The sequence below is a fragment of the Treponema sp. R6D11 genome (genome assembly GCF_054786075.1).
Genome location: NZ_BDHD01000024.1, coordinates 1 through 21,887 on the forward strand (window position 1 = coordinate 1; position 21,887 = coordinate 21,887).

Sequence of the window (21,887 nt, forward strand, 5' to 3'; positions counted from 1 at the left end):
CGCTATGAACAGGAAGAATCCTATCAGCGCGACCGACGGACTACGCATTTTTCACCTCTTCCCGCCTCATGCTCTTCCAGTCAAAATTGACAATTATGGGATTTAGCCTGTCGAGTATAGGAACACCCAAAAATTTCACTACTTCCTTTGCGTCCATATTCGCTATAAGCGTTGTCGGCAGACAGTTATTCCAGCGCCGATTGATAATTTCAAAAAAGGTATTTTGTTCAAACTCGCTCAATTCTTTTTTATTTTGCCTGCCCACTTCGTCAATAATAAGTAATCTGCACTTGCCGTAATAATCCAATATATCCTCTTCGTTTTCAAAATCATTCCTTATTTCCCTAAATATGCTTGATTCCTCGCGGTAGATAGCGCCGTCTTTCGCAAGGCACATGGCAAGATATGTTTTACCCGTTCCGTTATTTCCGATAAAAAACAGATTATCAGTCCACGCCTTTTTCGCTTTATCTATGGCATTTTTCTTTCCGGCTGTATCGGCGATCCAATTTTCCCATGAGGCGTTATAATAACGCTCCGTGATTCCCTTGCTCTTCCATGCCGATATTTGTTTTTTTATCTGTTCTTTCGCTTCTGCCTCTTTCCTCTCCGTAATAATGCGCTGTTTTTCGCTTTCGGGTAGGGCTTCCCATTCCGCTTTTTCCATTTCCTTTTGTTCAGCGATTTTTCTTTCAAGTAATTGAAATACGTTTTCACTCATTTATTCGCTCCTAAAATATTTATCTGCGTCTTCTTCATGCGCGTTGTCTCTGGCTATGTGGTGAATAGAATCAGGCGACTTATTTACCAAACGAGATATTACATTCCCCGACAATATTATTTTTAACAGGTATCCAGACTTAATACAAAAATTATCTGTTTTCGCATTATCAAGGGCGTTTAATAATTTATCTACTCCGACCTGTTTTATTATTTTTTTTATTAAAGGCGCGGTAATTTTCCAATCGGGGTTAATAGGCTGTTCCCCGTATAATGCGATATAATTTTCAAGCCATTTTTTGTCAACCCGTTCTATGTCGTTTTTAGGCTCACGGGATAAAAGTGCGATGGGTTTATTTTTAGTGGGGGTGTTTTTTGTATTATTATCTTTATCAGAATCAGAATTTATATCTCTATCAGGATCAAGATCAGAATAGTTAGGGACTTTTTTAGACTGTTTTGGACTTCCTTTTTTGTCCTTATATGATATATGGACTTTTTTGGACATATGAATTTTATAATGACAGTCTTTACAAATAGCCTGTAAATTATCAATATTATTAGTTCCGCCGTCTTTTAATGGTTTTATGTGATGTATTATCAATTTTCCTTCATTTCCACATATAGCGCATTTATTTTCCGATTTTTCTTTAACCGCTTTCGCTTTCCCGCCAGAAATACTATGGCGCGATTTACTAGCAATAATTGTTTTATCAACTAAAGACAAATCAAACTGATAATTAATATTATGTAAATATTTTAATATATTTTTAGGCAATTCTTGTAAACATGATATTATCCCGTCTTTTATCTTGGATTTTTCTTCCCATTTCTGGTGTTTTGGCCATTTTGGTAACGCTATATATTCGCTTATTCTGTAGGCTTTCCCGTGCTTCTCAAACTTGTCAAATATATTTTTATAGTCATCACCGGAAAGCCCCGTATCAAATAATATTCTCCTTTCTGATATTTTATATACTCCGGCTATATTTGTAAGCGTATTTGTTAATAAATAAAGATATAAAGCCTTTTCAGTTAAATTAAGCGTCTGTACCCATTCATCGTCCCAAAAACTGGTTGAAATATACCGTTGCGTACTCATTTGCCCCTCCCTTTCCTTTTATCATGCAATTTATTGCGCCTATGCTTATGTCTGCGGAATTTCTGAAAACCCAATTTTATGCGCTCGTTTTCTGCTATGTTGGGCAAGTGAAAGCTACACTCTCCGCCCCTTCTGCCGGTTTGAGCATAAGCACCTAACCCCAATAATGTTCCCGCCAAAGCCAAATCTGAACCTCTCAAAGTATCCCCCTAATACCTAAAATCCGTAAAATGCAAGATCGCCATAATCCCATCTTCCCATTTGTGGTTAAACGCCCACTCGTCCAATTCATCATCGGTCTCAAAACCGTCGTTTTCTGCGATCTTGTATTTTGGAATTTCTTTTTTATTGACGTAATAATCAGGCAGGGCTTTATCGCCCCACTCGGTCATTACCTGACCAAATAAAACTACTTTTTGAACACTTACGATTTTCTTCACACAAAAAACTTTCTGCTTGCTTCGATACGGCTTTCCTTCCCACACAAATAAAGCCACTTCCCGCCCTTCAAATTTTTTCCAAAATTGGTATGATTGCCTGATACTATGTATCTTACCTTCTATAAGATCAGATTTTTCAAAATCTACAAATCTTGGGTCAAAACAAATTCTTCTCATCTGTTTCTCCATATATTTTTATTTACAGGCGTATTTATTATTTTTTCAGGAGACCACCCTCTTTTAATTCTTCCTTCAATTGTTTCAAACTTCATTCCTGTTATTTCACACCATTCAATAAGCGTTCTTGTTATACCATTTACCGTCAGCTTTCTATTTGACGACTTGTTTCTTGCCTGTTCGCCATTAGATACCCACCTGCAATTTTCAGGACAATAATTCCCGTCATTATCAATGCGGTCTATTGATAAATTATCCGCATAGCCGTTATTCATTGCCCATGTAAAAAACAGTAAAAGGTCATTCTTCCATTCATCGCATACAGTTATACCGCGCCCGCCGTAGCGGTTATAACGTGAATTTTTTACATTGAAACAACGGTCTTTCATGCCGTACCAAATTCTTGCAAGCCGCCTGTTTTTAAGCGTTAATCCGTGTTTAATTCTATGCCCCTTTGTTAATAATTCTGCGCTAAGGCATCCGCAACTTTTGGTAAAGCCCCTTCTAAGACTTTGTGAATTTACTATTGTCGTTTTTCCACAATCACACAGGCAATTCCACCTTGAAGTTTTACCAGCATTATGTAATCCGATGACTTTCAGCCTTCCAAACCTCTTACCTGCCATATCAATTATTTTTCTCATGCCGTCTCCTTTACGCGCCGCACAACAAAATCAACGCACGGGTGCGACATACCGTTTCCTAAAGCCTTGTATCTTTGGCTGTCGGATATTTTTTGTAACAACACCTTTTCATGAAGACCTGTACGGTATTTCTCCGGCATTATTCCGTATTCAGTCCAGTAGTCCGGTAGACCTTGCAAGCGTTCACACTCAAGCGGCGTTAATCTGCGGATTATATATTTATTTGTTATCATGGGATCAAGAATTAAATCCTCTGTAGTGGGGTCATTTCTCGCTTTCCTTGTTTGGGACACATCGTCTGCCTTATACTGTCCAAAAGACTTAAATCCGTATGTAATGACGGTATAATCTGGTTTATTGTCTTTGGTCATCAAAAGAGGCACGTTACCGCCGCCCGTTCTCATTCGAGACGATAAGGTCTGTATTTTTCCGTCTTCAATTATTTTTATCCGGCTGTCGTTGGGGTGATTTTCCAGCGCTACCGCAAATTGGTTATCGCCCATATTTGCGCGTAATGTCCCCGTGGTTCCGTCTTCGTAATAATGGTTGCCCGTCCGTGAAACCGCACCCGGTTCAAACACAAGGGGTTCGTGTCCCTTCGACTGTCCCCTTAAAGTGGGGGATATTTCCCCTTTTTCAACATTGATACTGCCCCCGCCCTGATCTTTCAGGATAACTAAACCTATATTATCTTTGTCTACCCTGCCGCCCCTTAAAGTATTGACAATATCGCCTGTTAAATTCTGATTATGCCCGTCAACGCCGACGACCACATCAGGCGGCATTTTTGTCTGTAGGCAAGGGGCGCGATCTTCTTCGTATTCGATGTTTCTCGTTATGCTTCGCCACCCATTAAAGCCTGCTGCTCTAACGCCGCCTTCAGCGCTTCCGGCAATTCCTTTCCCCGCCTCTCCGCCCTCCGCAGGATTCCCCGGCAAGCCTTCGGACTTAAATAGTATTTCTCCGGCACATTTTTTTCCAAAATCTGCGACAAGGAAGATTCTTTTACGACGTTGGGGCACTCCCCAGTATTTAGCGTCCAATTTTCTCCAAGCCAACGACCAACCGTCTCCCACAACGGCTCCTGCAGATTTCCAAACAGCGTTTCCGTCTTTTGACGGAGGTCGAGGAATTGAAATTGCCCCCCCCCCCCTGCAATGTTGGCGATTTCTTCAATGACGATTCTAAAATCTTCTCCCCCGTTTGAAGAAAAGGCTCCATCGACGTTTTCCCAAATAATTCTGCTTGGGTACTTTCCATTTGTTTTTCCTCTCATTTCTTTTATTATTCTCATGGCTTCCAAGAATAAGCCCGATCTCTTGCCTTCCAATCCGGCGCGTTTCCCGGCGACGCTTAAATCTTGACAGGGGCTGCCGAAGGTTATTAAGTCAACCGGATCAATCTCCGCGCCGTTAATCTTTTTTATGTCGCCCAGATGTTTCATTTCCGGGAAGTGCCTTTTTGAGATACTTATAGGAGCCGCTTCAATTTCGCTTGCCCAAAGGGGCGTTATGCCGTTGACTGCGGCGGCAAGCGGGAATCCTGCGATACCGTCAAAAAGACTGCCTAGCGTCAATTTTCCACTCCTGTTATGCTTTTTAGCATTTCGTCTAACTGGTTATTGATTCTTTCAATGGCTTCCATAATTTTTTTAGAAGCCGGAAAATCCTCTTGCAATGAATTCATAATTTCCCTTTGTTTTCTTATTCCGTAATTTTCAATGAGTTTAACTCCGCCGTCTTTTGACACCGACTGGTTGTCGATCATGTCAAAGATATTCTCCGCCGTAAAATTTTCGTTATTTGTCATGGTGATACTCCTTTACTTTTTGATTTATTATCGCCGGTCGCGCCCATTCTTCTTGAAAACGCCCCCAACTACGATCTTTTCTGCCTTCCCAGTCCCTATATAACATCGCAAAAGGCATAAAGCCCGCCATTATACATTCCCTTAACCTTATCTCCGCTTTCTCAAACGTGTCGCCGTGATAACCGATAAGGACGTAAGCCCTCATTGCGTCGCATACCCTAAAGCCGTATTCTTTTAACAGCTTTCCGGCTTCAAACAACGGCTCGCGGTCGTCGGGAGTGTCATAAGCGAAAAATAACCGCTTCGGGTTTATTTCGGCCAATTCTTCGACGTGCCATTGTTTTAACTTCGCCGCTTCCAATCCCCCGGAGAACACTATCTGTTCTTTCTGTTTTTGAAGCATATAAAACACTTCGCGGATATGAGCGTCGGAACAGGCAAGAAGATTATCGTCTAACACATTCCAACCCTGCGTAACGGGCAATTCTCGGACGGTATCGCCCTCACGCTTCCACACGCCGCAAAACCAACAGCGATTCGGGCAACCCCTCGATGTGATCACATAACCTTCTTTCAGGTACCTGCCCGGCTCAAAGTCTCCGCCCGGCTGTCCCATTGCGGGTCCGCCGATTTCCGTCGGCGCGATCTGTCTCCATGCCTTTTCAAGCCTTTCCGCCTCGGGAATATCCCAAGTGAAAGATACCGATATGTGAACGCGCTCTATCCCGGCGGTCGGCGCAAATAAATCTGGCTCCCCTATAAAAGCAAGGTCGTCTGTCGGCGTGGCGTTGGTTCGTCTTGGGAATACCCGCGCAAGGCTCATACCGCTATCGCCTCCTTCCTGTAAAATTCTCCAAACAATTCTTTCGCCGCCTCTTGGTAGGCATCGGACGCGGCGGCGGCTGTATCAAAATACCCAAGGTGCTTGTATTTGCCGTTTATCCTTATTCCCGCCCGGTATTTTCCTTTGGTTGGCGCGTAATTCACGCCCTTGTATCCGGTGGTGTTCGATTTTCGCATTGGTACGTTCCTGCTGTTTTCGGCGCTTGTGCATATCCGCAGGTTTTGCCGTCGGCAATCAAGCCAATTACCGTCAATATGGTCTACGACGGATTCCGGCGGGGCGCTCATAATAAACCTGTGAAGTTTAATATCATGGCTTTTGCCGTCGGGGTGCTTTACGGAAGTGGCAAAATAAATACCTCTCTTGCGGTCGGCAATATGCCATATCCGGGCTTTAATAAGGGGGGCTATATCGTCGTCAATAATAACATCGTAGCCTTTTATGTTTATTATAGTCATTCGCTTTCTCCTTGTAACCACGGGTATTCCCGTATCAACGGTTTGCCCCATATCTCGGCAAGGCTGTCTTTCATAAAGATCGGGACATGATCGAATCTGCATTGTTCTATTATTCTTTCTATCCATTCTCTTTGCGGAATAATCTTGTCTTTTCGATTCCCCGTCTCTGCGCCGATTATCACCCAACCGATAGCATAAAGACGGCCGCCAGTACGAAAATTAGTAAAATCACTTTGAATTGGCTCTATGCTTAAAAAAGAATTTACCCTTGAATCGCAAAAATAAGGCTCATTATCATTTGTAATCGTTGTACCAAACCACATATTTGATACATCGCCCGGTATAAACAACCTTGTATAACGTATTGGGTTCTTTGTCAAAAACAAATATCTGTGTTGTGGGGCTTTCTCGCAAGCCTTAAAGACCTCCAATGTCCATTCGTCAGGAACCCACTCCCCGAATAAATCTGCCATCGAACATACAAAAACATTTTGCGGCTTCTTTTCTAATTGTGGTTCTTCAAGGCGGTATCTGTGGAATGTCGGATCAAAACCATACGGATATGGATTTTTATCAAGACGCATTTTCCTGTCATGTATTTTGGTACTATCAAAAACGCTCTCACCCTCTTTTTTCCCAAAACGCCGCACAATCTTTCTTGCGTAACAATACGGACAGTTATGCAGACACCCGGTAACGGGGTTCCATGTCCTATCACACCATTCAATCGGAGTTTTATTCATTTAATGATTATCTCCTTTATTTTTTTGGGATCTATGTCTACAAATTTTGTCTTTCCGTCTTTTTCCTTGACATCAATTTCCCCGCGGTATTTTTCAAACTGGAAAAAGAAGAATTTATATTTTTCCTTATGCCCGTCCTTGTAAATTACTTCAACTGTCATTTTCATTACTCCCCCTGTTCGTCGTCGTTGACGATCCGCATCTTAAAATATCTGTAAGAAAAATGGCGGACTTCGCCGTCATTATCCGTTATTTCTAAACCACGGGGAGAAGGAATAACCAAAACAACATTGTCATACAAATATTCTTCGCCGCAGGACTTGCCCGTCATTTTAATTTTCACGCTTCCCCCTTATGACCGGGTTTATATATATCACCCCTTCCAATTTGTACCACCTCGCCATGACCCGATCTGCGTATTCAAGGGAGTTTCGGGGCGGCGTTTTGCCGTTTGAATATCTTGCAAACCCGCAGTTATACGCAACGGCGACCGACCAGTATGTGTTTAATTCCGGCTTACTCATTAATTCTTTAATGTGTAGGCAACCGGCGCGGATATTCGTTTCCGGGTCGCGCCAATTTATACGCCCATAGAATTCAGAATTTAATTGCATAACGCCAAGGTCATAACTCCCGTTATCATTAACCCGGCTTACCGCCGCCGGATTAAGCGTTCTGTTTTCTTCTAACGCAACGGCAAGCGCGAAGCGGGGCGGTACTCCCGTTTCGGCGGCGATAGTTAAAATGAGCGCCATAATTAAATCAAACACTTTCCCCTCCCTAATCATCAAAATCCCCCGGCGGTAATTATTTTCACGGAATCTTTTTTATTCTTTACCCCACCGCCGACGGTCAGGAGCACGTCAACGCTCTGTCCGCATTGGGGGCAACAGCCGTCGCCATAAAAATTGTAGCTTTTTATCCCCATGTCCCCCATCATCGACATAAGCAATTCCGCCATGCCGTCTTTCCGCTGTTCACGGAAATTCATCTCAATAATATTTTCCTTACCGCAAGAGGGACAGCTTACTTCGATGGACGGCATTTTCCCTGCTCCTTCTTCTGGGCTTTTTTACCCATCTGGTATTTCGCATACAATTCTACAATTACGTCCGCTGTAATGTTCATATTTCCTCCAGTGCCTTTTCGGCTAAATTATCCGGCTTGTACTCAATGGCAAGCCGCTCTGTCCTGTAATCCAGTTCCAATTTGCCCGCCAAAGTCCGGGCGCGGTCAACGCGCCCCTTTAAGTGCGGGTAAATCTGTAAAAATGCGTCCCAACCGATACGGTGCTGTTTTTCGTGTTCGTCCCAAAGTAACGCTAACCAATTCCACGATTTTTCAATGTCCGCAGCGTCCGACCCCCGGCTCACGATATGCGCCCTCACGATCCTGCCAGACCGACCGCTTGCCTCTGAATAGGGGTGCGTTTTAATCCATTCGTCATGGGTCAGCATTTCTTGGCAATTAACGTCCCGGTAATCCGACGGGTCGTATTCCTGCCGTCCCTTCCAGTCTTCCCAGTCTTCCAGTACGCTCTGGACGGTCGCCATAGTCCCGTAATCCAGTTCACACTCCGTCGCAAGGTGCTGTAATAAGCCGTCAATGAACCTTGACCCCTGTATCGAGTTCGCTTCGGATATGTGAACCGGGCGAAGTTCCTTGTTAAAGCGGTTAGGCACTTTGTCGGCGTAAAGGTCTAACAGGTCGTAATACAGTTTCGTTTTTTCGTCATCTAACGGGGTCCGCCCTTCCATTGATTCAAATATAGCCGTTACCAACGCAAATACCGATTTTAGCTGTTTGTGCGTCCGATGCTGTTGGGGCAATGTAAGGAAGGTTTGAACAAAATATTCTTTGTTGTTGTATTCTTCCCTTTTTGCTTTCGTCTTGAAAAACGCCAACACGGATTCGAGATCCTTCTGGTTGGTCGGTCGCAAGACTATATAATTGTTTTTATACAGCGCCCCATGCGCCGGAAGTCTAACTGCGTCCATTTATCAGTCCTCAAACTTCGGTATATTCGTATTCTTTAACGCCTGTTCTTCTTCGGGGGAAAACAACGCCCCCCCCAGTGCCGGCACCGTCCGATTTTTCCGGCGTACTTTCAGGAGTAGCGGCGGGGGGCGGTGTAGCGGTCTGCTGTTGCACGGTCGTTTTTTCCCCTGTCTCTTTCGCGGCGGCGGGAACAGCCTCTTTTTCGCCCGCGGGCTTTCCGTTTCCGGCGGTTGTCGGGGGTTTTTCCCTTATTATGTTGGGATTGTCCCGGTCGTCCTCGATGGCGGGGATAATCTTGTCTTCGATGTCGAATTGGAATTTTGTCTCTCCGCCTTCGGTAACGGCGCGGGCGATTATTGCGTTTTCGTCTGCGATAAGCGCCTGTTTCAATTCAACGGACTTCGGGGCGTACTTTAACACCCTTTCAAGCATTGTTTTTTTCGCCATAGATTCTTTCGATTCTTGGGTTGACGACCATGCGCTATACTTCCATTCGTCCTTTTCGCTGTCGTAGGATTCAGAAAACTCCTCTGCGTGTTTCATAATCTTGTCCCACGTCCACACGACGAAATTCTGCCCGCCGTTTTCTGTCTCATAAAGCGCCCACACATATTTTGGGTTTTCCGTCTTGAATTTCTGTATGTGTTCGATATAGTGGGCAGTGCCGTTTTTGTACTCGAATATATCGCCTTCGTAGACCACTTCGGCGGTTATCCTGCGGTATGTGCCGTAACGGTAACAAAGATCGACAAGCCCCTGATAACCCATTTGAAACTGGCATTTGAGTTTTTTCGCCTTGCCGTCCCACCGGGGGATTAACCACGCCTGTCCGAGGGGGGGGTATTTACCTCAAGCCCCAACTGTAACGCCTGAAGCAGGGAACCGAAAAACGAATTCGGCTCGCACTGGGCAAGTTTGGGGTTATTGAGAATCGCCGTCATTACGATCCTCATCATCCGTTCAACGCCGATCTTGTTGGGTAGGGCGTTCTCGAATTGCCCCGCCATTTTTTCAATCTGGTGCTGTAACGTCTTCCGCGCCTGTTCTTCGGGCGATGTTTCTTTCGTCTTGTCTTTTGCGTCGCTTCCGTCTGTTTTCATTTATTTTCTCCTTTGTGTGTGATAAGATAAATAACTTCATAAAGCCGTCTTGTGGCTTTTATGTCCGATAACGCCCCGTGCGCTCCCGTATGCTCTATGCCAAGGGCTTTTGTCATGGTTTCAAGTTTCTGGTTTTTTGTTTTCGGGAGATGTTTTGCCGCTTTTTTGACCAGATCGTACACGTCGATAAGCCTTCCGTTAAAATAATCTTCCATGACATAACCGCCATGGCGGAAAAACAACGCCGATATATGGCTCCAGTCAAACTTGCAATTATAACCCGCAAAAACCATTCTTTCGTCTTCGGGGAGATGTTTTTTAAGGAAGTTTGCCAATTCCGGTATAACTTCCGCCGCCGGCGGGAAAGATTTTATTTCTTCCTCTGTTATGCCGTTCACTTTCGCGGCGCTTTCATGGTATAGCACTTCGTCGTCTAACGGATTCAGACGGAAAACTTTTTCTTCGACCATTTTATGTATCGTTTTTTCGCCTTCTATCACGTCCGCATAGACAAGTATCGCTATCTCAAACGCCCCGGAATTGACAGGCTCAAGCCCCGTAGTTTCCGTATCAAGCCAGATTACCGTCATAGTTTTTCCTCCATGCGGATAAGGCGGTCAAGTTCCGCCGCGATCAACGCCCCGGCTTTTACAAGGTCTATCTTGCGGTCTCCCGTTGTCTGTTTGTACCATTCCATGTTAAACGGCCAAACATTGTGCAAAAACGACCCGCCACCGTCAAAGGTCATCACCAGATATTCTGGAGACAGGGCGTAACAAGCCGCTGCGTCGGACAATTCCCCGTTAATAAGTTCGTCGTCATGCTCCGCAGAAAAACCCTCTACCTCTATTTGGCGTTTCCGTTCTTGCGCGATAAGTTCCACCCCGGTTAAAGATGGTTTGTCCTTCCATTTCGCAAGCCCGGCGGTTACAAGCGTGGTTATATTCCTTGCGTGTACTTCATTCCTGCCGGGCGTGTATTGCATAATTTGCCCCTCATAAGGACACCTGTTTTGATATACGACCGTCGCAAGGTTGTTGCTCACCCAACCGCCTTCGGTTATAGAGTATGTATAACCGTAATTGGTTAATACGTCGTAATCTTCTCCGATAAATTTGGCTTTCATTTTGTAACCACCTCACCTTCTTTCAGGTAGATAATTCCGTCTTCCAAATTTTCCGGCATATCGGCGACTTTAAGGAGTATGACCAGATAAGCGGACGTTTCCGCCCATTTAGATATTGCGGCGGTCGTCTTGCCGTCAAGGGATTCCGCGTTGTCTACGACCAATACCTTTAATTTGCCGGAGAAAGCCGCGCCGATGGAGAAGAATACCTGTATGCTTTCCGCCGTACTCCAATTATCCTTGTCGTTTGTGTCCGTAATGCCCCGGAGAATCCCCTTGTGGTAGAGCATATTGTCTTCGCCGATGGTCAAGCCGTCGATTAAAGTAATTTCGGAAAGCGTTTTTTTCCGGGTTTCCCGTAACGCCTCGATCTCTTTGGTAAGTTTGTCGTATTGTCCGGCAAGGCGCTCAATGCTTGCTTTCTTTTCGACGTATGCGTCCCATGTTTTCGCCGCCTCTTCTTCGGTGTTCCATTCGACAAACTTCCTGTCCATTTCGTCCACTTCGGCTTGCGTGTACGCCTTGCCCGCTTCGTCAAGGCGTTTCTTGGCGCATTTAACCGCCTGATCAACTTCGGCTTTCAAGCCCTCAATGTCTTCAATCGAATCGAATGAGCATTTTCCCCGCAGGTACTCCGCCGCCCTGTCAAACACCTCACGTTGGATTTTCAGGTATTTTGTAGCCGCTTCCCTCTCCGCTTTCAGGTCGTCGATCTTCGGCGGGTGTTTTTTTTCTTCCGGCGTTTTTCCCGGTTCGCCAAGTTTCTTTTTATCCCTGCCCGTTTCGGTTCTGGTGGTTTCCTTGTCCTTGATCTCGCAGTCTATCTGGTCGATTTTTGCGGACACTCCGGCGCGGTCTTTCAGGATCTCAATAATCTGCGCGTCGGTTTTTGTGCGTAACGCCCACGGCATTTCAAGCCCCGACCGCAGGGAATTAAGGAATTCACGGACACCGCCGGAAACGACGGCATAACGCTGTAAATCGTCGTTGTATTTCGCTATCGACTGTTTGACGGTATCTTTAATGGAAGTTTTTATTTGAAGGCCGTCGTCGGTATAGGCTATTATCTCCGCATGGCTTTCACCGTCCGTTATCATGCCGGGCGTGTATGACTTCGGACCCTCGAAAGTAAGGGCTATGCTCTGGGCGATTGTACTCTTGCCCGCTTTGTTCGCGCCCTGTATTATTTGAAGTCCGGGTCCGTGAAAGTCAATATCAGCCTGTTTTATTTTCCGCAGATTGCGGATTTCGATTCTTTTTAATAACGCCATATTACACCGCCTTCTTGTCAATGGAGACGGTTAATCTGTCCGTTTCGGTTATCTTGCAAAACTTGTCATACAAGCCTTCTTTTTTCAGGGCTTCCGTGTCAACATGGCGGCTTTCAAGGAACGTCCATGAAATTTTATACCGCCCGCCAAGCGCCGATAATTTTCTTTCGGTTTTGCTCGGTTTCGCCTTTTTGACAAGTTTTGTTTTAAGGTCGATTTTTGCGGCTTCCTGCTGTTCTTTGAGGGTTTTAATCTGTTCGCCAAGGTCGGTTATTGTTCCGCAGATTTTCTTTTCTTCTTCGGAAAGAGCGATGGTGGTCGCCGACCCCTCGTACATTCCGGTTATCATGTCGTCTTCACAAGGGAATCCGACCGAAGCGGGAATAACGTCCGCCAAGACATTGTTTTCCCAAAAATTCTTTTCGACGGCGATCATTTTCGGTATAAATTCTTTATCCCGTAAAATGACGTACACTTGCGTTTCTTCCGTGTCAAGGAAACAGGCATAAAGAATAACCCAGTCCATTTCCATAACGACCATGTAGTGCTGCACTTGCGCGTAATAAGAATCGGGAATTTCGTCTTCGCCGAAGTTATAGCCGTACTTTGAAGACTTTATTTCAAGCCCGCCGATCCCCTGAATCGTCTTGCCCCGGATAGTTGCCGGGTTTTTGGCGTATACAAGCCCGTCCAAGTTCGCCGACATAAAGGGGTGTTCCTTTGAATAGAACATATACGGAACCTTGATTATTTCAAGATCGGGGTAATACTGCGCGAACCAGTCCCTCATAACAGGTTCCAAGAGTTTGCCCCGCTTCGCGGCGACGCTCATTTCCTTTGATTCTTCCCACCCTTTTTTCTGCCCATAGACCGTATAAGGTGTTCCCCACTCACCATTTAACAGCATAAGAGATCCTGCGTCGGACCCCCCTATGCTATTCCGCCGCAGATCAAGCCAGTCCTCATAAGACATGGTGTCCGTCCTGACTGCGTTAGGGCAACGCTCAAGCATTGCCTGAATAACAGGCTGTTCGCTCATAAATTTCCTCCATTCTAATTTTTTTCCGATTGCTCGGAATTTTGGGGGCGGTAGGTGCTGACCCTACATACAGGATTTAACGCCCGGTTAATTACTCATTGCGCCCATGGTTCCCTGTGTTCGACGTGTTGACGGCGTTATCCGTAACACGTCGGCGCTTTCCGCTTTCGCCACACCCCCAGAACCGGGGCGATACCTCACGCCCCGGCAAATGGTTTAACTGGGAGGAATTAAGGTTTACCGCGGGGCTTGATAAAGCCCCGGTAACACCTCCATTCCAACTTAAAGGCGGTAGGAATTAGCCTTGCCGCCCGTTGTTTTTGGCCATATTTAGCCTTTTCAACGCCTGATAAAAACTTTTCAATATCATGCCAGTATCGCCCGACGTAATAATAGAAAAGCACATAATACCCTAAAAACATAAATCCCCTTTTAGGCGATTACCGGGATACCCGATACGGCGCTTTCGATGTAGGCGACGATGTTTTGCGTCGCGTCGTTTACCCACGCCCCCCCGTCCGCTTCAAAGAGGGCTATATTAGGAATCTCACCTGTAAGGCGGATACGGAGCAAGAATTCGCTTTGCGGCTGTTCAACTTCCCTGAACGTGCGGTATGGGGAAAGTTTGACGATTGGTTTTAACGCAACCTTGTCTTTTAACGCCCCGGACACGCCCCTCGCTACGGCGACTTTTTGCGTAACGCCGTCGTCTTCCAATTCGATCTGCGTTCCGCCGGACAGCTTCGACGCATAAGAAAGAACGTAATCAAAATCGTCGTCTTTCCTTGCCTTAAAGAGAGAGCGGAAAGTAATGGCAAATTCTTCTTGGGAGAGGAAACTTCCAAACGGGAATTCGTCAAGCCTATCGTTGATTCTTGCCGAAATAAGGATAGTCCGCTTCTTGTCTTCTCCGTCAACGTCGGAGATAAGATCAACGGACTTGTGATCGTTGACCACGATTAAATGGGGTTTGCCCTTAATGAGTTTATCAATGTCGTTTTTGATAAATCCGCAGAACCCCCGCAGATTGTGAACGGTCAATGTTGACGGCTTCGGATTATAGATAACCGGGTGCAAGTTTGTGGCCGTATATTTACGACCGCCGACTTCCACAAGGTAACTGTCCTTTGTCATCTGTTCGACCTTTTCAATAGTGTCTCTTTCCATATTCTGTTACTCCCCAACCGCAGCCTGTTGTTTGAATTGTTTGATCTTGCCGTTTGTTTCGGCAATTCCCGGAAGTTCGGGTCCGGGGTCGTCCTCATAGGCGGAGAAATAACCGTCCCCGTCTTTATCGAAAAACAAAAAGGATTCGGTGGGTTTGATCTTCGCAAGCGATGAAGACACCTGTAATTTAATCTCACCCGTCCGTCTTGTTTTATCCGGCTTGATGGCGATCTTTATCGTTAAAGAACGCTCTTGATTCGGAGCGGTGTTTTCGTCCTCGATGTTGGCAAGGACTTTCTTAAATTCCTCGTCGAACAGATCCAAAATTGCACCGTTCTGAATTGTTTGTAATTCGATTTTTTTCATTGAATTACCCTCCTAAAGTGGTTTTTTTCTTCCGGCGACGCCGGGTTAAAGGAAAGCCAACGCCTTTCGGAAAACGCCTCCCGTAATACCTGATCAAGAGAAGGATAAAAACGACAAGGGCTGCTGCGCTCAAAATAATGTTTGTCATTTTTCTACCAACTCGAATGTGTTAAAAATGGGATCAAAACTCCTGTCAATTAAGGGGTTGCCGCCCTCAATCGTCCCGGTATCGCCCACGCAATACCTGATCCATTCTTCCGCCTGTTCCCGTGAGGTATCGTCGGGAACGTCGATCTCGAATTGAACACGAAATTTTTTCACTTCTTAACTCTCCTTCCCCGCCCCACGAGGGGGCGGGAGACCAGATTAATTGTGCCGCTGCTTCGCACCAACACAGAAAGCGGGGGCGCAGCCACCTACAGCACTCGCGTCGTTGTAGTAGTTGCTAGTGCCAATGCTGTTGACAATAGTGAAGATAGCAGACGAGCCGGATCGGGGCTTGAGCCAATACAACCAATCAACGCCGTTGTACTTTTTCACACCTTGATTTTCTTCTGGTATGAATACACTAACTTTCTCATCAAGATTAAAGGCATTTTGAATCGCCTCTTTGACGGCTTCGCTTTCCAAATACTCCGTAAGCAAGTCTCTACCAGTTCCTTTGTCCGTATCCCTTGCGGAATTGAAAAGAATATCACGGCTGTAATATTTACCGTCTTCTTTCAATTCAAATACGGCGTGTGTCTTTTGAGAGTTGAAATGTAAACCGCCAAAGACTGCTTCCGGCCATTCAATATCACCCTCTAAAACTTTTTGCTCGTCAGAACAAGAGGAGTTGCTTTCCAACTTGTCTACACGTTTTTTGAGGTCGATTATTTCTCCCTCGATTTTTTTGCACCATTCTTGGTCATTCATTCTTTTTTCCTCCAATCCCCCATAATTTATTCACGCACCCACCCCAAGATTATTCGTGTTGGTTATCACCGACACAGAAAGCGGGGGCGACACCGCCCCACGGATCGTTGGCAATGGTGCAGAAGGCATCACCACAGCTGCTGGTATTGCAAAAGCCGCTCGCGCTGGGGGCATACGGAGTGGACAACCGCCACCAGTTTGTATCGTTAAGGTCGTCAACGCAGACCTTGATCCGATTCGTGCATTTTTCAAAATAGGGGTGCCGTACCGCCTCACCCCAGTTCACGGTATCGTCCCAGTCGCCGTCTTCGCTTTCGCCAAAGACTTCATAAGCGGTCGGCAATGACACTTTCAAGCCGTCAATGTTCGGCAAGAGGTAATCCTCTATGTGGACTAACGTCGTTTTAAGAAAACGGGTATTGAGGTATTTTGCGGCGGCGGTCTTCGCAAAACCACCGCTGTTCGTGTTTTTGCTGTTCATCGCAGCCTTAAAAAGTTCGTTTTCAAAATTAAAAATAACCTTGTCGTCGAATACGGCGGTAACGACAATTTTTACCCCGGTTTCCTCTATGGCGGGGAAAGTAACGCCGTCAATTTTGTCTTCACGCGCCGACAGGGGGATAATGAGATAATCGCCGGGCTTGAAAATCTTTTTTGCGTTTCCCTTTCCGGCGATTTCGGATATTTCGGCTATGGTTGTCCACGGCTGATCTTCGGAGTTAAGCAACAGACCGATGTCCCGGACTTCGCCCGTGTATCCGTTGCCTTCTTCTTTGTAATCGCCGGACAGGTCGCCGCCGATAGATATTCCCAGTACGCTTTTTATTTCCGGGAATACGAGGTTGTAAAGAGCTTCTTCGGGTTTTCCGAATAACGCTCCCGCTCTCTGTAACGACCTGTCTAGGTCGTCGAAGATCGAATCTACCGTGTTTACGGCAAGATGGTATCTTTCGATGTTGTTCATGCGATTTCTCCTTTCCTTGTTGGTTTTTGTCGTTTTACTACCTTGTAATTGTTCATGTCTGAAGTCTTTTTGACTTTGACCCCGTGATAATGCTCTAATACCCATTCGCACATTTCGCGGAGCGGGTATAGGTTGCGGTTGGGATATTTATAGACCGGGAAGTGTCCCATTGTCGCATAACGGCAAAGGGTGTTCTTGGCAAGCCCGGTAACGGCGCTCGCTTCTTCGGCGTTAATGGGCAAGTCCTTAACGCCCAATTTCGCCAACAGGTCTAGGCGCTTCATTATGTCGTGTATGCAGTCGAAGGACGGAGGGCGCGGTCTACTCATCGTGATCTTCCTTATGCCCGCGTCCTTCGGGTTTATATTCAATATACGCGGCAATAACGATAATTCTTGACCGGGGCTTGCCGTCGGGTCCGTTCCATTTTTCCTGTTTAAGCCGTCCGGCAATACGACAGCCCCGTCCCTTGTGCGCCATGGCGATAGATTTTTCCGCCAACTTGCCCCACGCCTCGATGTCAAAAAAACTTGTTTCCCTTTGTTTTCCTTCTTCGTCTTTGTAGAAATAATTACTCGCAATGGGAAAAGCGCTTATCGGCGTACCATTTGGGGTGTTACGCACCGTTGGGTCTCTTGTGATGTTTCCTTCCAGCAGTATGCTGTTTAAGTCGTTCAATCTTTCCTCCCTGCCTTAAAATGGAATGTCGTCGCTCGAATAAGCGCCACTGCGGTTGCTGTCGTAATCGCCTTCCGTCTGTGGTTGATGATTTCCGCTTTCCGCGTCAAATTCTGGGGTGGTGTTATGTGAAGTGGGGGTTTCCTGTTCGACGGGGGCGGCGGGTACAGTGTCGTCGCATTTTTTCGCCGTCTCTATGAACAGCCTTGCTTTAACGGGGAAATTTTTGCACGTTGTCCCTCTATAATTCGTTTCAAGTTCAGGGGTGCCGTCGCCGTAAAAAAGCCTTCTGTAACGCTGTTCTATACTATTATGGAGTTTGAGAAGCGTAATATCTGCGTTCCCTATGTACCTGTGCCATTCTTCGTGCAGTTTTCTTTCGTCTTCCGTGTAGCTTATGTTGAAGTCTTTTATGACTGATTCCGCTTTCGGCGCGTTCTGGGGTTGCGGTTTTTCGGAAGGTACGGAGATCGCCGACTGAATATCAGTCAGTTCGACTTCCTTAATCTTCTTGACGGTAATTGAAAAACCTTCGTACTTTTCTGAAAAATATCGGTTGATGTCCTCTGCCGTGTACTTGTCATCGACCAGTACCGCTTTTTCATACAGCTTGTTAAATGTTTGGCGGCGGCTGTAGGTGCCGACCTGAATTAAATAAACCATGTTCCTTTCCTTCCCGGATTGCCGGGGCTATAGGCTAAAAATAGGGTGTCAAACTAACACCCACGGCGCGGGTTACGCCGATTTCCGCTTCGGGGCGGCTTTCTTTTTCTGCATCGCCCTTTTGGTCGTCTCCTGCGCCGACTTTGTGGCGTGGGCTAGGGATAATAAATGCGCCTTGTTTTCGGGCGACATTTTCCGGTAATTTTCAAGCAATTTTTCCTCGTCCTTGCTCATAAACTTCTCCTTGCTTTTTACAGCTTTACTCTTGACATTTGCTAACTATTAGAATTATAATAATAATTATTAGAGTTTGTCAACTATTTTTTGCAAATTATTAGAATTTTTTTTTGGAAAATTCCGATAATTAAGGTAGGATTATGAGGGGCTATAATAAGGAAGAAAACGAAGGAAAAAGGGGTTTTTATGGGAAGTGAAGTTGAATCCATCAACGACAGGGTGAAAAAAGTCAGGCTCGCACTCGGAATGACGCAGGAAAAATTCGCGGAAAAAATATTTGTTACCCACGGTCAGATTTCGGCTATGGAACTGGACAGGAGCGCCGTCAACAAACAAAACATAAATCTGATATGTTCACCTAACACATTTGCGGAAGGAAAAACGGTAAATATGGAATGGCTTTGCAATGGTAACGGCGATATGTTCGTTCCGCCGCCGCCGGACAATGGGCGACCAAAACTTTTTGATGAGAACAGCGTAGAATTACCGGCGGACGAAGAAGAACTGATCGGCGTATTCCGCGAACTGCTGCCAGAAAACAAACGGCACGTCCAAAAAAACGCAGAGATGATACTGGAAGCGCAGGAGAATACGAAACAGGCTTTGGGGATTACCAAAAAAGGGGAAGCGGACAGGCGGGCGGATACGTCAAAAAAACCAGTTTGAAAACATGGACGGGGGTTTATAGGGGTGTCCGACGTGAAGGTGGGATTATTTGCCCGGTTTGGGTGTGAGGAAAGATGAAGAAAAGAGAAAAGATGATAAAAAGATATTTTCGCTTTGTAGACAAACTTACAGAATCAGAGGGATTTAAGAAATTGTATAATGAATTACAAGAGAAAAGGAGGTAAAGTTAATATGAAAGCCGATCCTCGCTATACGAAAGAACAGGTAAAAATACTTGAGCGCGTAATACGTCGGGAAAAAGCCGCCAATAACATTGGGGCGGTTGAATCTTTTACGGAATTATTAGAGAAGGGGGGCATTGATATAGATATAAAAAAATTAATAGCCCCACCACCGAGTGGTACGCCAAATGAGGGTTAATTATGCCAAATAAAAGTTTTATACCGGGAGCGTATGTTAGATGCTCTGGTTTGCGCGATAACCACGGGGGCAATATGGATATTGGATTTAATGTAAAGGTGCGGGATTATATACTGGACTGCGACTTTGCCGAATTCGGAAACCCAAACGGAAATATGCGCGGACTTGATAAAATCAAAGACCGATCTTTGCACATTTATACCGATAATTAAAATATGGACTGGTTTACTTTCATTATTTGTTGGGACGCTATTTACAAGCGGTTTCAAGGGCGTTACTTGGAAGAATTGGAAATTTACGAAACGTCCCTTGAATTGGACAACATAGAAACAGACCTTGACGAAATCGGCGCATTACTGGACGCTGCCGGGCTATAACCTATTTTTTCGCCCTGTATTTTTTCTTAAAATTCTCAATGGCGATCTGTTCCCCACGCCCGTAGGTCTCCGTAATGTACGGCTCCCCGCCGCCCTCACGGATGGCGAATGTTTTTCCAAGATCGGCGGTAATCCAGTCCTTCGTCTTTTTGGGCAGCCCCCGCGGGAAATTAAGAATGTTTTTGCCGTTCACGAAAACCCTGTTTCCCTTTATCTCGATGTCCACCTTCGGTTCAGGCTCCGGCAGCCGGGCGACGTTTGACCGCCGCGCCCAGTCGGAGAATCCCCGGAGACTGTCATTATTAAGCCGGTTTAAGACTTCTTCTTCGTCGTGGTTCGCCAACGCTTGGGCAAGGTACTTTAATTTGTGGGCGTTTCCTTCCAACTTAAAGCCGGACTTGCTTAACATTTTGTTGTTGTCTATATAAGTCTCCATGATGATTTTTGCGTCGCTTAAAGTAGCGTCGGACATATTCAATTCCGGGAAAAGCCGTTTTTGGGCGTATTCAAGGTACGACCTTACGCCGGCGGCTCTGTAAAGCCCCTCACGCTCGATGATAAGGCAGCCGATACCGATTAAGTAAAGGTGTATGTTCGTCGCCCGTGATAGGTTTTTTAACGTGTCTTCAATGGTTGGCAAGTCCTTAGTCCTAAAAGCCTCAAACACCTCTACCGCCATTTTGTTGGTTTTGAAGGTGTCAAGATACTTCAGATACTTCCGCTCGTACTTGTCTAACGCCATTCCTTCTTCAAACGTGTTTTTGATTGTTTCCTGCGCCATTTTCGTTCCTTTCCCCCTGTCAATCCGTTAATTCTATAAATAATAAGTCCGTATGCTCTCTTTGAGATGATAGATCATAAAGGTCTCGATGGGTATACCCTTCCTGCACTTTTTCGTCTTCCCAGCCGAAGGTCGCCCGCAGCAGTTCGGGGTTCAAGCCCCGCCCCCGCAGGGCGGTCTGTATGGAGTGACGGAGACCGTGAAGCGTGATTTTGGGTATCCCCGCCCTTGCGACCGCCTCATTGAAAGACGACCGCAGTTTGCCGTATGACAGCGGACCCCGTTTCGGGCTTATCATAAAAACCCTTTCGTCCGGGGCGGCGCGGAGCGGCTCAAGCAGCGCCTGAAGCGTCTTTGGGTAGACCGTGTTGCGCGTCTTCTCCCATTTTGGAAGTTTCTCTTTTTCGACGTTGACATAATTCCGCACGACGTGAATCGTCTCCGTTTTCAGGTCAATATCCCGCCATTTAATGCCCCGGATTTCCCCCGCCCGAAGCCCGATCATTCCGGCGGTGATGACGGCAAGGCGTATCCTAGCGTTATTCCAACAGTCGGGGTTCATTAGTTTTTTCACGTTTTCGATGTTCACGGCGGGGCGTTTCTGTTTGTTGTACGCAACGCCAAGGCGGATGACGGAATCCGTCTGCGTCAGCCCCTTTTCAAGGGCGGTGTGTATCACGTTTTTATAGGCTTGGAATATCCGCTTTGTTTTCCGGGACAAGCCGAACCGGGCGATAAGGCGATCACGGAAACCCATTGAATCGGCGCGGGTTATTCTGGGTATGCTTATTCCGCAAACTTTGTCCGTCAATATGTATTTTAACAGATCAGCCCGGTAGTCTTTCCGCGTCTTATACCCAAGGTGCCGACCCGCAGCCTTGACCATTATCTCAAACGGATCATCGGCAAGCGCGGTAAAAAAGAATTTGGCGTATTCGCCTAACGGGGTGTCTTTAAGCCCCGCCGAAGCGCACCGCCTGTTCCATTCTTCCCTTGCCCATTGCACCGCCGCCGTTTTGTATCTTAATCCCGACGATACCTTTGACAGCAATTCCCTTGTCTGCGGATTACGGAATTTGACGTAGTACACCCTCCCGACCGGGAAGACGTAAAAATCGTCTTGGACTGAAATCTTTTGTCCCACTTTTTGTCCTACTTTTTTTGTCAATACGATCCATCATTCCGTAATTCCTTATGTAATAAAGACTTATATTGCCGCCT

36 protein-coding genes are annotated in these 21,887 nt (G+C 46.0%); 4 read left to right on the top strand and 32 right to left on the bottom strand.

The features are described from left to right. Positions 1-40: 40 nt before the first annotated feature. The 30 genes from ACYVTD_RS04135 to ACYVTD_RS04280 form a co-directional block, all read right to left on the bottom strand. Positions 41-721, bottom strand: coding sequence for an ATP-binding protein (locus tag ACYVTD_RS04135; protein ID WP_461246522.1), 681 nt, complete (start codon positions 719-721; stop codon positions 41-43). Further along, a complete protein-coding gene (locus ACYVTD_RS04140; protein ID WP_461246523.1) occupies positions 722-1,822 on the bottom strand; it encodes an HNH endonuclease in 1,101 nt (366 codons plus the stop codon). Between the two features lie 209 nt (positions 1,823-2,031). After that, complete coding sequence (locus tag ACYVTD_RS04145) at positions 2,032-2,439, bottom strand: hypothetical protein (RefSeq protein WP_461246524.1); 408 nt, start codon at positions 2,437-2,439, stop codon at positions 2,032-2,034. Beyond that, positions 2,436-3,083, bottom strand: coding sequence for a hypothetical protein (locus ACYVTD_RS04150; RefSeq protein ID WP_461246525.1), 648 nt, complete (start codon positions 3,081-3,083; stop codon positions 2,436-2,438). Before ACYVTD_RS04150 ends, ACYVTD_RS04145 begins: the two co-directional genes overlap by 4 nt. Beyond that, complete coding sequence (locus tag ACYVTD_RS04155) at positions 3,080-4,021, bottom strand: DNA cytosine methyltransferase (protein WP_461246526.1); 942 nt, start codon at positions 4,019-4,021, stop codon at positions 3,080-3,082. The genes ACYVTD_RS04150 and ACYVTD_RS04155 overlap by 4 nt, the downstream gene beginning before the upstream one ends. After that, positions 3,919-4,659: a DNA cytosine methyltransferase gene (locus ACYVTD_RS04160; protein WP_461246527.1), complete on the bottom strand. Its 741-nt coding sequence runs from the start codon at positions 4,657-4,659 to the stop codon at positions 3,919-3,921. The genes ACYVTD_RS04155 and ACYVTD_RS04160 overlap by 103 nt, the downstream gene beginning before the upstream one ends. Further along, complete coding sequence (locus tag ACYVTD_RS04165) at positions 4,656-4,892, bottom strand: hypothetical protein (RefSeq protein ID WP_461246528.1); 237 nt, start codon at positions 4,890-4,892, stop codon at positions 4,656-4,658. The genes ACYVTD_RS04160 and ACYVTD_RS04165 overlap by 4 nt, the downstream gene beginning before the upstream one ends. After that, on the bottom strand, positions 4,882-5,715 hold the full coding sequence (locus ACYVTD_RS04170; protein WP_461246529.1) for a radical SAM protein: 834 nt from the start codon (positions 5,713-5,715) through the stop codon (positions 4,882-4,884). Before ACYVTD_RS04170 ends, ACYVTD_RS04165 begins: the two co-directional genes overlap by 11 nt. After that, positions 5,712-6,194, bottom strand: a complete 483-nt coding sequence (locus ACYVTD_RS04175) for an HNH endonuclease (RefSeq protein WP_461246530.1) — start codon at positions 6,192-6,194, stop codon at positions 5,712-5,714. The genes ACYVTD_RS04170 and ACYVTD_RS04175 overlap by 4 nt, the downstream gene beginning before the upstream one ends. Beyond that, a complete protein-coding gene (locus tag ACYVTD_RS04180; protein WP_461246531.1) occupies positions 6,191-6,937 on the bottom strand; it encodes a DUF5131 family protein in 747 nt (248 codons plus the stop codon). Before ACYVTD_RS04180 ends, ACYVTD_RS04175 begins: the two co-directional genes overlap by 4 nt. Continuing rightward, on the bottom strand, positions 6,934-7,104 hold the full coding sequence (locus tag ACYVTD_RS04185; protein WP_461246532.1) for a hypothetical protein: 171 nt from the start codon (positions 7,102-7,104) through the stop codon (positions 6,934-6,936). The genes ACYVTD_RS04180 and ACYVTD_RS04185 overlap by 4 nt, the downstream gene beginning before the upstream one ends. Continuing rightward, positions 7,104-7,280, bottom strand: coding sequence for a hypothetical protein (locus ACYVTD_RS04190; protein ID WP_461246533.1), 177 nt, complete (start codon positions 7,278-7,280; stop codon positions 7,104-7,106). The genes ACYVTD_RS04185 and ACYVTD_RS04190 overlap by 1 nt, the downstream gene beginning before the upstream one ends. After that, the gene (locus ACYVTD_RS04195; RefSeq protein ID WP_461246534.1) at positions 7,270-7,707 is read right to left on the bottom strand and encodes a transglycosylase SLT domain-containing protein; all 438 of its coding nucleotides are present in this window, start codon (positions 7,705-7,707) and stop codon (positions 7,270-7,272) included. The genes ACYVTD_RS04190 and ACYVTD_RS04195 overlap by 11 nt, the downstream gene beginning before the upstream one ends. A gap of 17 nt (positions 7,708-7,724) precedes the next feature. Continuing rightward, positions 7,725-7,982 (bottom strand): hypothetical protein, encoded by a 258-nt coding sequence (locus ACYVTD_RS04200; protein ID WP_461246535.1) that lies wholly within the window; start codon positions 7,980-7,982, stop codon positions 7,725-7,727. Positions 7,983-8,061: 79 nt separating this feature from the next. After that, positions 8,062-8,934, bottom strand: coding sequence for a hypothetical protein (locus ACYVTD_RS04205; RefSeq protein ID WP_461246536.1), 873 nt, complete (start codon positions 8,932-8,934; stop codon positions 8,062-8,064). A 10-nt stretch (positions 8,935-8,944) separates the two neighbouring features. Continuing rightward, positions 8,945-9,751, bottom strand: a complete 807-nt coding sequence (locus ACYVTD_RS04210) for a recombinase RecT (RefSeq protein ID WP_461246557.1) — start codon at positions 9,749-9,751, stop codon at positions 8,945-8,947. After that, positions 9,751-10,035 (bottom strand): recombinase RecT, encoded by a 285-nt coding sequence (locus ACYVTD_RS04215; RefSeq protein ID WP_461246537.1) that lies wholly within the window; start codon positions 10,033-10,035, stop codon positions 9,751-9,753. Before ACYVTD_RS04215 ends, ACYVTD_RS04210 begins: the two co-directional genes overlap by 1 nt. Continuing rightward, a complete protein-coding gene (locus tag ACYVTD_RS04220) occupies positions 10,032-10,625 on the bottom strand; it encodes a 3'-5' exonuclease (RefSeq protein WP_461246538.1) in 594 nt (197 codons plus the stop codon). Before ACYVTD_RS04220 ends, ACYVTD_RS04215 begins: the two co-directional genes overlap by 4 nt. Next, a complete protein-coding gene (locus ACYVTD_RS04225; protein ID WP_461246539.1) occupies positions 10,622-11,161 on the bottom strand; it encodes a hypothetical protein in 540 nt (179 codons plus the stop codon). Before ACYVTD_RS04225 ends, ACYVTD_RS04220 begins: the two co-directional genes overlap by 4 nt. Beyond that, entirely contained in the window at positions 11,158-12,432 is a 1,275-nt protein-coding gene (locus ACYVTD_RS04230) for an AAA family ATPase (RefSeq protein ID WP_461246540.1), read from the bottom strand. The genes ACYVTD_RS04225 and ACYVTD_RS04230 overlap by 4 nt, the downstream gene beginning before the upstream one ends. Before the next feature lies 1 nt (position 12,433). After that, positions 12,434-13,471 (bottom strand): YqaJ viral recombinase family nuclease, encoded by a 1,038-nt coding sequence (locus ACYVTD_RS04235; protein WP_461246541.1) that lies wholly within the window; start codon positions 13,469-13,471, stop codon positions 12,434-12,436. A 432-nt stretch (positions 13,472-13,903) separates the two neighbouring features. Then, positions 13,904-14,638 (bottom strand): hypothetical protein, encoded by a 735-nt coding sequence (locus tag ACYVTD_RS04240; RefSeq protein WP_461246542.1) that lies wholly within the window; start codon positions 14,636-14,638, stop codon positions 13,904-13,906. 6 nt (positions 14,639-14,644) lie between these two features. Further along, a complete protein-coding gene (locus ACYVTD_RS04245; RefSeq protein WP_461246543.1) occupies positions 14,645-15,004 on the bottom strand; it encodes a hypothetical protein in 360 nt (119 codons plus the stop codon). A gap of 144 nt (positions 15,005-15,148) precedes the next feature. Then, on the bottom strand, positions 15,149-15,325 hold the full coding sequence (locus ACYVTD_RS04250; RefSeq protein ID WP_461246544.1) for a hypothetical protein: 177 nt from the start codon (positions 15,323-15,325) through the stop codon (positions 15,149-15,151). Positions 15,326-15,370: 45 nt separating this feature from the next. After that, on the bottom strand, positions 15,371-15,919 hold the full coding sequence (locus ACYVTD_RS04255) for a hypothetical protein (protein ID WP_461246545.1): 549 nt from the start codon (positions 15,917-15,919) through the stop codon (positions 15,371-15,373). Between the two features lie 49 nt (positions 15,920-15,968). Further along, positions 15,969-16,883: a hypothetical protein gene (locus ACYVTD_RS04260; RefSeq protein ID WP_461246546.1), complete on the bottom strand. Its 915-nt coding sequence runs from the start codon at positions 16,881-16,883 to the stop codon at positions 15,969-15,971. Beyond that, positions 16,880-17,212, bottom strand: coding sequence for a hypothetical protein (locus ACYVTD_RS04265; RefSeq protein ID WP_461246547.1), 333 nt, complete (start codon positions 17,210-17,212; stop codon positions 16,880-16,882). Before ACYVTD_RS04265 ends, ACYVTD_RS04260 begins: the two co-directional genes overlap by 4 nt. Beyond that, positions 17,205-17,561 carry a single-stranded DNA-binding protein gene (locus tag ACYVTD_RS04270; protein ID WP_461246548.1) on the bottom strand — a complete coding sequence of 119 codons (357 nt, stop codon included), beginning with the start codon at positions 17,559-17,561 and terminating at the stop codon, positions 17,205-17,207. The genes ACYVTD_RS04265 and ACYVTD_RS04270 overlap by 8 nt, the downstream gene beginning before the upstream one ends. A gap of 15 nt (positions 17,562-17,576) precedes the next feature. Further along, entirely contained in the window at positions 17,577-18,224 is a 648-nt protein-coding gene (locus tag ACYVTD_RS04275) for a hypothetical protein (protein WP_461246549.1), read from the bottom strand. Between the two features lie 72 nt (positions 18,225-18,296). After that, a complete protein-coding gene (locus ACYVTD_RS04280) occupies positions 18,297-18,458 on the bottom strand; it encodes a hypothetical protein (RefSeq protein WP_461246550.1) in 162 nt (53 codons plus the stop codon). A gap of 189 nt (positions 18,459-18,647) precedes the next feature. On the opposite strand from ACYVTD_RS04280, the gene ACYVTD_RS04285 reads away from it, so the two are divergent. The 4 genes from ACYVTD_RS04285 (at position 18,648) to ACYVTD_RS04300 (ending at position 19,885) form a co-directional block, all read left to right on the top strand. Then, positions 18,648-19,127: a helix-turn-helix domain-containing protein gene (locus ACYVTD_RS04285; RefSeq protein ID WP_461246551.1), complete on the top strand. Its 480-nt coding sequence runs from the start codon at positions 18,648-18,650 to the stop codon at positions 19,125-19,127. A gap of 192 nt (positions 19,128-19,319) precedes the next feature. Next, a complete protein-coding gene (locus ACYVTD_RS04290; protein ID WP_461246552.1) occupies positions 19,320-19,508 on the top strand; it encodes a hypothetical protein in 189 nt (62 codons plus the stop codon). A 74-nt stretch (positions 19,509-19,582) separates the two neighbouring features. Further along, positions 19,583-19,720, top strand: a complete 138-nt coding sequence (locus tag ACYVTD_RS04295) for a hypothetical protein (protein WP_461246553.1) — start codon at positions 19,583-19,585, stop codon at positions 19,718-19,720. A gap of 3 nt (positions 19,721-19,723) precedes the next feature. Then, positions 19,724-19,885, top strand: coding sequence for a hypothetical protein (locus tag ACYVTD_RS04300; RefSeq protein ID WP_461246554.1), 162 nt, complete (start codon positions 19,724-19,726; stop codon positions 19,883-19,885). A 1-nt stretch (position 19,886) separates the two neighbouring features. Here ACYVTD_RS04300 and ACYVTD_RS04305 read toward each other — a convergent pair whose 3' ends face one another. Both ACYVTD_RS04305 and ACYVTD_RS04310 read right to left on the bottom strand, forming a co-directional pair. Continuing rightward, entirely contained in the window at positions 19,887-20,666 is a 780-nt protein-coding gene (locus ACYVTD_RS04305) for a hypothetical protein (protein WP_461246555.1), read from the bottom strand. Positions 20,667-20,685: 19 nt separating this feature from the next. Further along, a complete protein-coding gene (locus ACYVTD_RS04310; RefSeq protein WP_461246556.1) occupies positions 20,686-21,834 on the bottom strand; it encodes a tyrosine-type recombinase/integrase in 1,149 nt (382 codons plus the stop codon). Between the last annotated feature and the right edge of the window lie 53 nt (positions 21,835-21,887).

Excerpts from the sequence above, each read along its gene's own strand:
- ACYVTD_RS04135 (WP_461246522.1), bottom strand. The coding sequence starts at position 721 with ATGAGTGAAAACGTATTTCAATTACTTGAAAGAAAAATCGCTGAACAA.
- ACYVTD_RS04140 (WP_461246523.1), bottom strand. The coding sequence starts at position 1,822 with ATGAGTACGCAACGGTATATTTCAACCAGTTTTTGGGACGATGAATGG.
- ACYVTD_RS04145 (WP_461246524.1), bottom strand. The coding sequence starts at position 2,439 with ATGAGAAGAATTTGTTTTGACCCAAGATTTGTAGATTTTGAAAAATCT.
- ACYVTD_RS04150 (WP_461246525.1), bottom strand. The coding sequence starts at position 3,083 with ATGAGAAAAATAATTGATATGGCAGGTAAGAGGTTTGGAAGGCTGAAA.
- ACYVTD_RS04165 (WP_461246528.1), bottom strand. The coding sequence starts at position 4,892 with ATGACAAATAACGAAAATTTTACGGCGGAGAATATCTTTGACATGATC.
- ACYVTD_RS04170 (WP_461246529.1), bottom strand. The coding sequence starts at position 5,715 with ATGAGCCTTGCGCGGGTATTCCCAAGACGAACCAACGCCACGCCGACA.
- ACYVTD_RS04175 (WP_461246530.1), bottom strand. The coding sequence starts at position 6,194 with ATGACTATAATAAACATAAAAGGCTACGATGTTATTATTGACGACGAT.
- ACYVTD_RS04180 (WP_461246531.1), bottom strand. The coding sequence starts at position 6,937 with ATGAATAAAACTCCGATTGAATGGTGTGATAGGACATGGAACCCCGTT.
- ACYVTD_RS04185 (WP_461246532.1), bottom strand. The coding sequence starts at position 7,104 with ATGAAAATGACAGTTGAAGTAATTTACAAGGACGGGCATAAGGAAAAA.
- ACYVTD_RS04200 (WP_461246535.1), bottom strand. The coding sequence starts at position 7,982 with ATGCCGTCCATCGAAGTAAGCTGTCCCTCTTGCGGTAAGGAAAATATT.
- ACYVTD_RS04205 (WP_461246536.1), bottom strand. The coding sequence starts at position 8,934 with ATGGACGCAGTTAGACTTCCGGCGCATGGGGCGCTGTATAAAAACAAT.
- ACYVTD_RS04215 (WP_461246537.1), bottom strand. The coding sequence starts at position 10,035 with ATGAAAACAGACGGAAGCGACGCAAAAGACAAGACGAAAGAAACATCG.
- ACYVTD_RS04220 (WP_461246538.1), bottom strand. The coding sequence starts at position 10,625 with ATGACGGTAATCTGGCTTGATACGGAAACTACGGGGCTTGAGCCTGTC.
- ACYVTD_RS04225 (WP_461246539.1), bottom strand. The coding sequence starts at position 11,161 with ATGAAAGCCAAATTTATCGGAGAAGATTACGACGTATTAACCAATTAC.
- ACYVTD_RS04230 (WP_461246540.1), bottom strand. The coding sequence starts at position 12,432 with ATGGCGTTATTAAAAAGAATCGAAATCCGCAATCTGCGGAAAATAAAA.
- ACYVTD_RS04235 (WP_461246541.1), bottom strand. The coding sequence starts at position 13,471 with ATGAGCGAACAGCCTGTTATTCAGGCAATGCTTGAGCGTTGCCCTAAC.
- ACYVTD_RS04240 (WP_461246542.1), bottom strand. The coding sequence starts at position 14,638 with ATGGAAAGAGACACTATTGAAAAGGTCGAACAGATGACAAAGGACAGT.
- ACYVTD_RS04245 (WP_461246543.1), bottom strand. The coding sequence starts at position 15,004 with ATGAAAAAAATCGAATTACAAACAATTCAGAACGGTGCAATTTTGGAT.
- ACYVTD_RS04255 (WP_461246545.1), bottom strand. The coding sequence starts at position 15,919 with ATGAATGACCAAGAATGGTGCAAAAAAATCGAGGGAGAAATAATCGAC.
- ACYVTD_RS04260 (WP_461246546.1), bottom strand. The coding sequence starts at position 16,883 with ATGAACAACATCGAAAGATACCATCTTGCCGTAAACACGGTAGATTCG.
- ACYVTD_RS04265 (WP_461246547.1), bottom strand. The coding sequence starts at position 17,212 with ATGAGTAGACCGCGCCCTCCGTCCTTCGACTGCATACACGACATAATG.
- ACYVTD_RS04275 (WP_461246549.1), bottom strand. The coding sequence starts at position 18,224 with ATGGTTTATTTAATTCAGGTCGGCACCTACAGCCGCCGCCAAACATTT.
- ACYVTD_RS04280 (WP_461246550.1), bottom strand. The coding sequence starts at position 18,458 with ATGAGCAAGGACGAGGAAAAATTGCTTGAAAATTACCGGAAAATGTCG.
- ACYVTD_RS04285 (WP_461246551.1), top strand. The coding sequence starts at position 18,648 with ATGGGAAGTGAAGTTGAATCCATCAACGACAGGGTGAAAAAAGTCAGG.
- ACYVTD_RS04290 (WP_461246552.1), top strand. The coding sequence starts at position 19,320 with ATGAAAGCCGATCCTCGCTATACGAAAGAACAGGTAAAAATACTTGAG.
- ACYVTD_RS04295 (WP_461246553.1), top strand. The coding sequence starts at position 19,583 with ATGGATATTGGATTTAATGTAAAGGTGCGGGATTATATACTGGACTGC.
- ACYVTD_RS04300 (WP_461246554.1), top strand. The coding sequence starts at position 19,724 with ATGGACTGGTTTACTTTCATTATTTGTTGGGACGCTATTTACAAGCGG.
- ACYVTD_RS04305 (WP_461246555.1), bottom strand. The coding sequence starts at position 20,666 with ATGGCGCAGGAAACAATCAAAAACACGTTTGAAGAAGGAATGGCGTTA.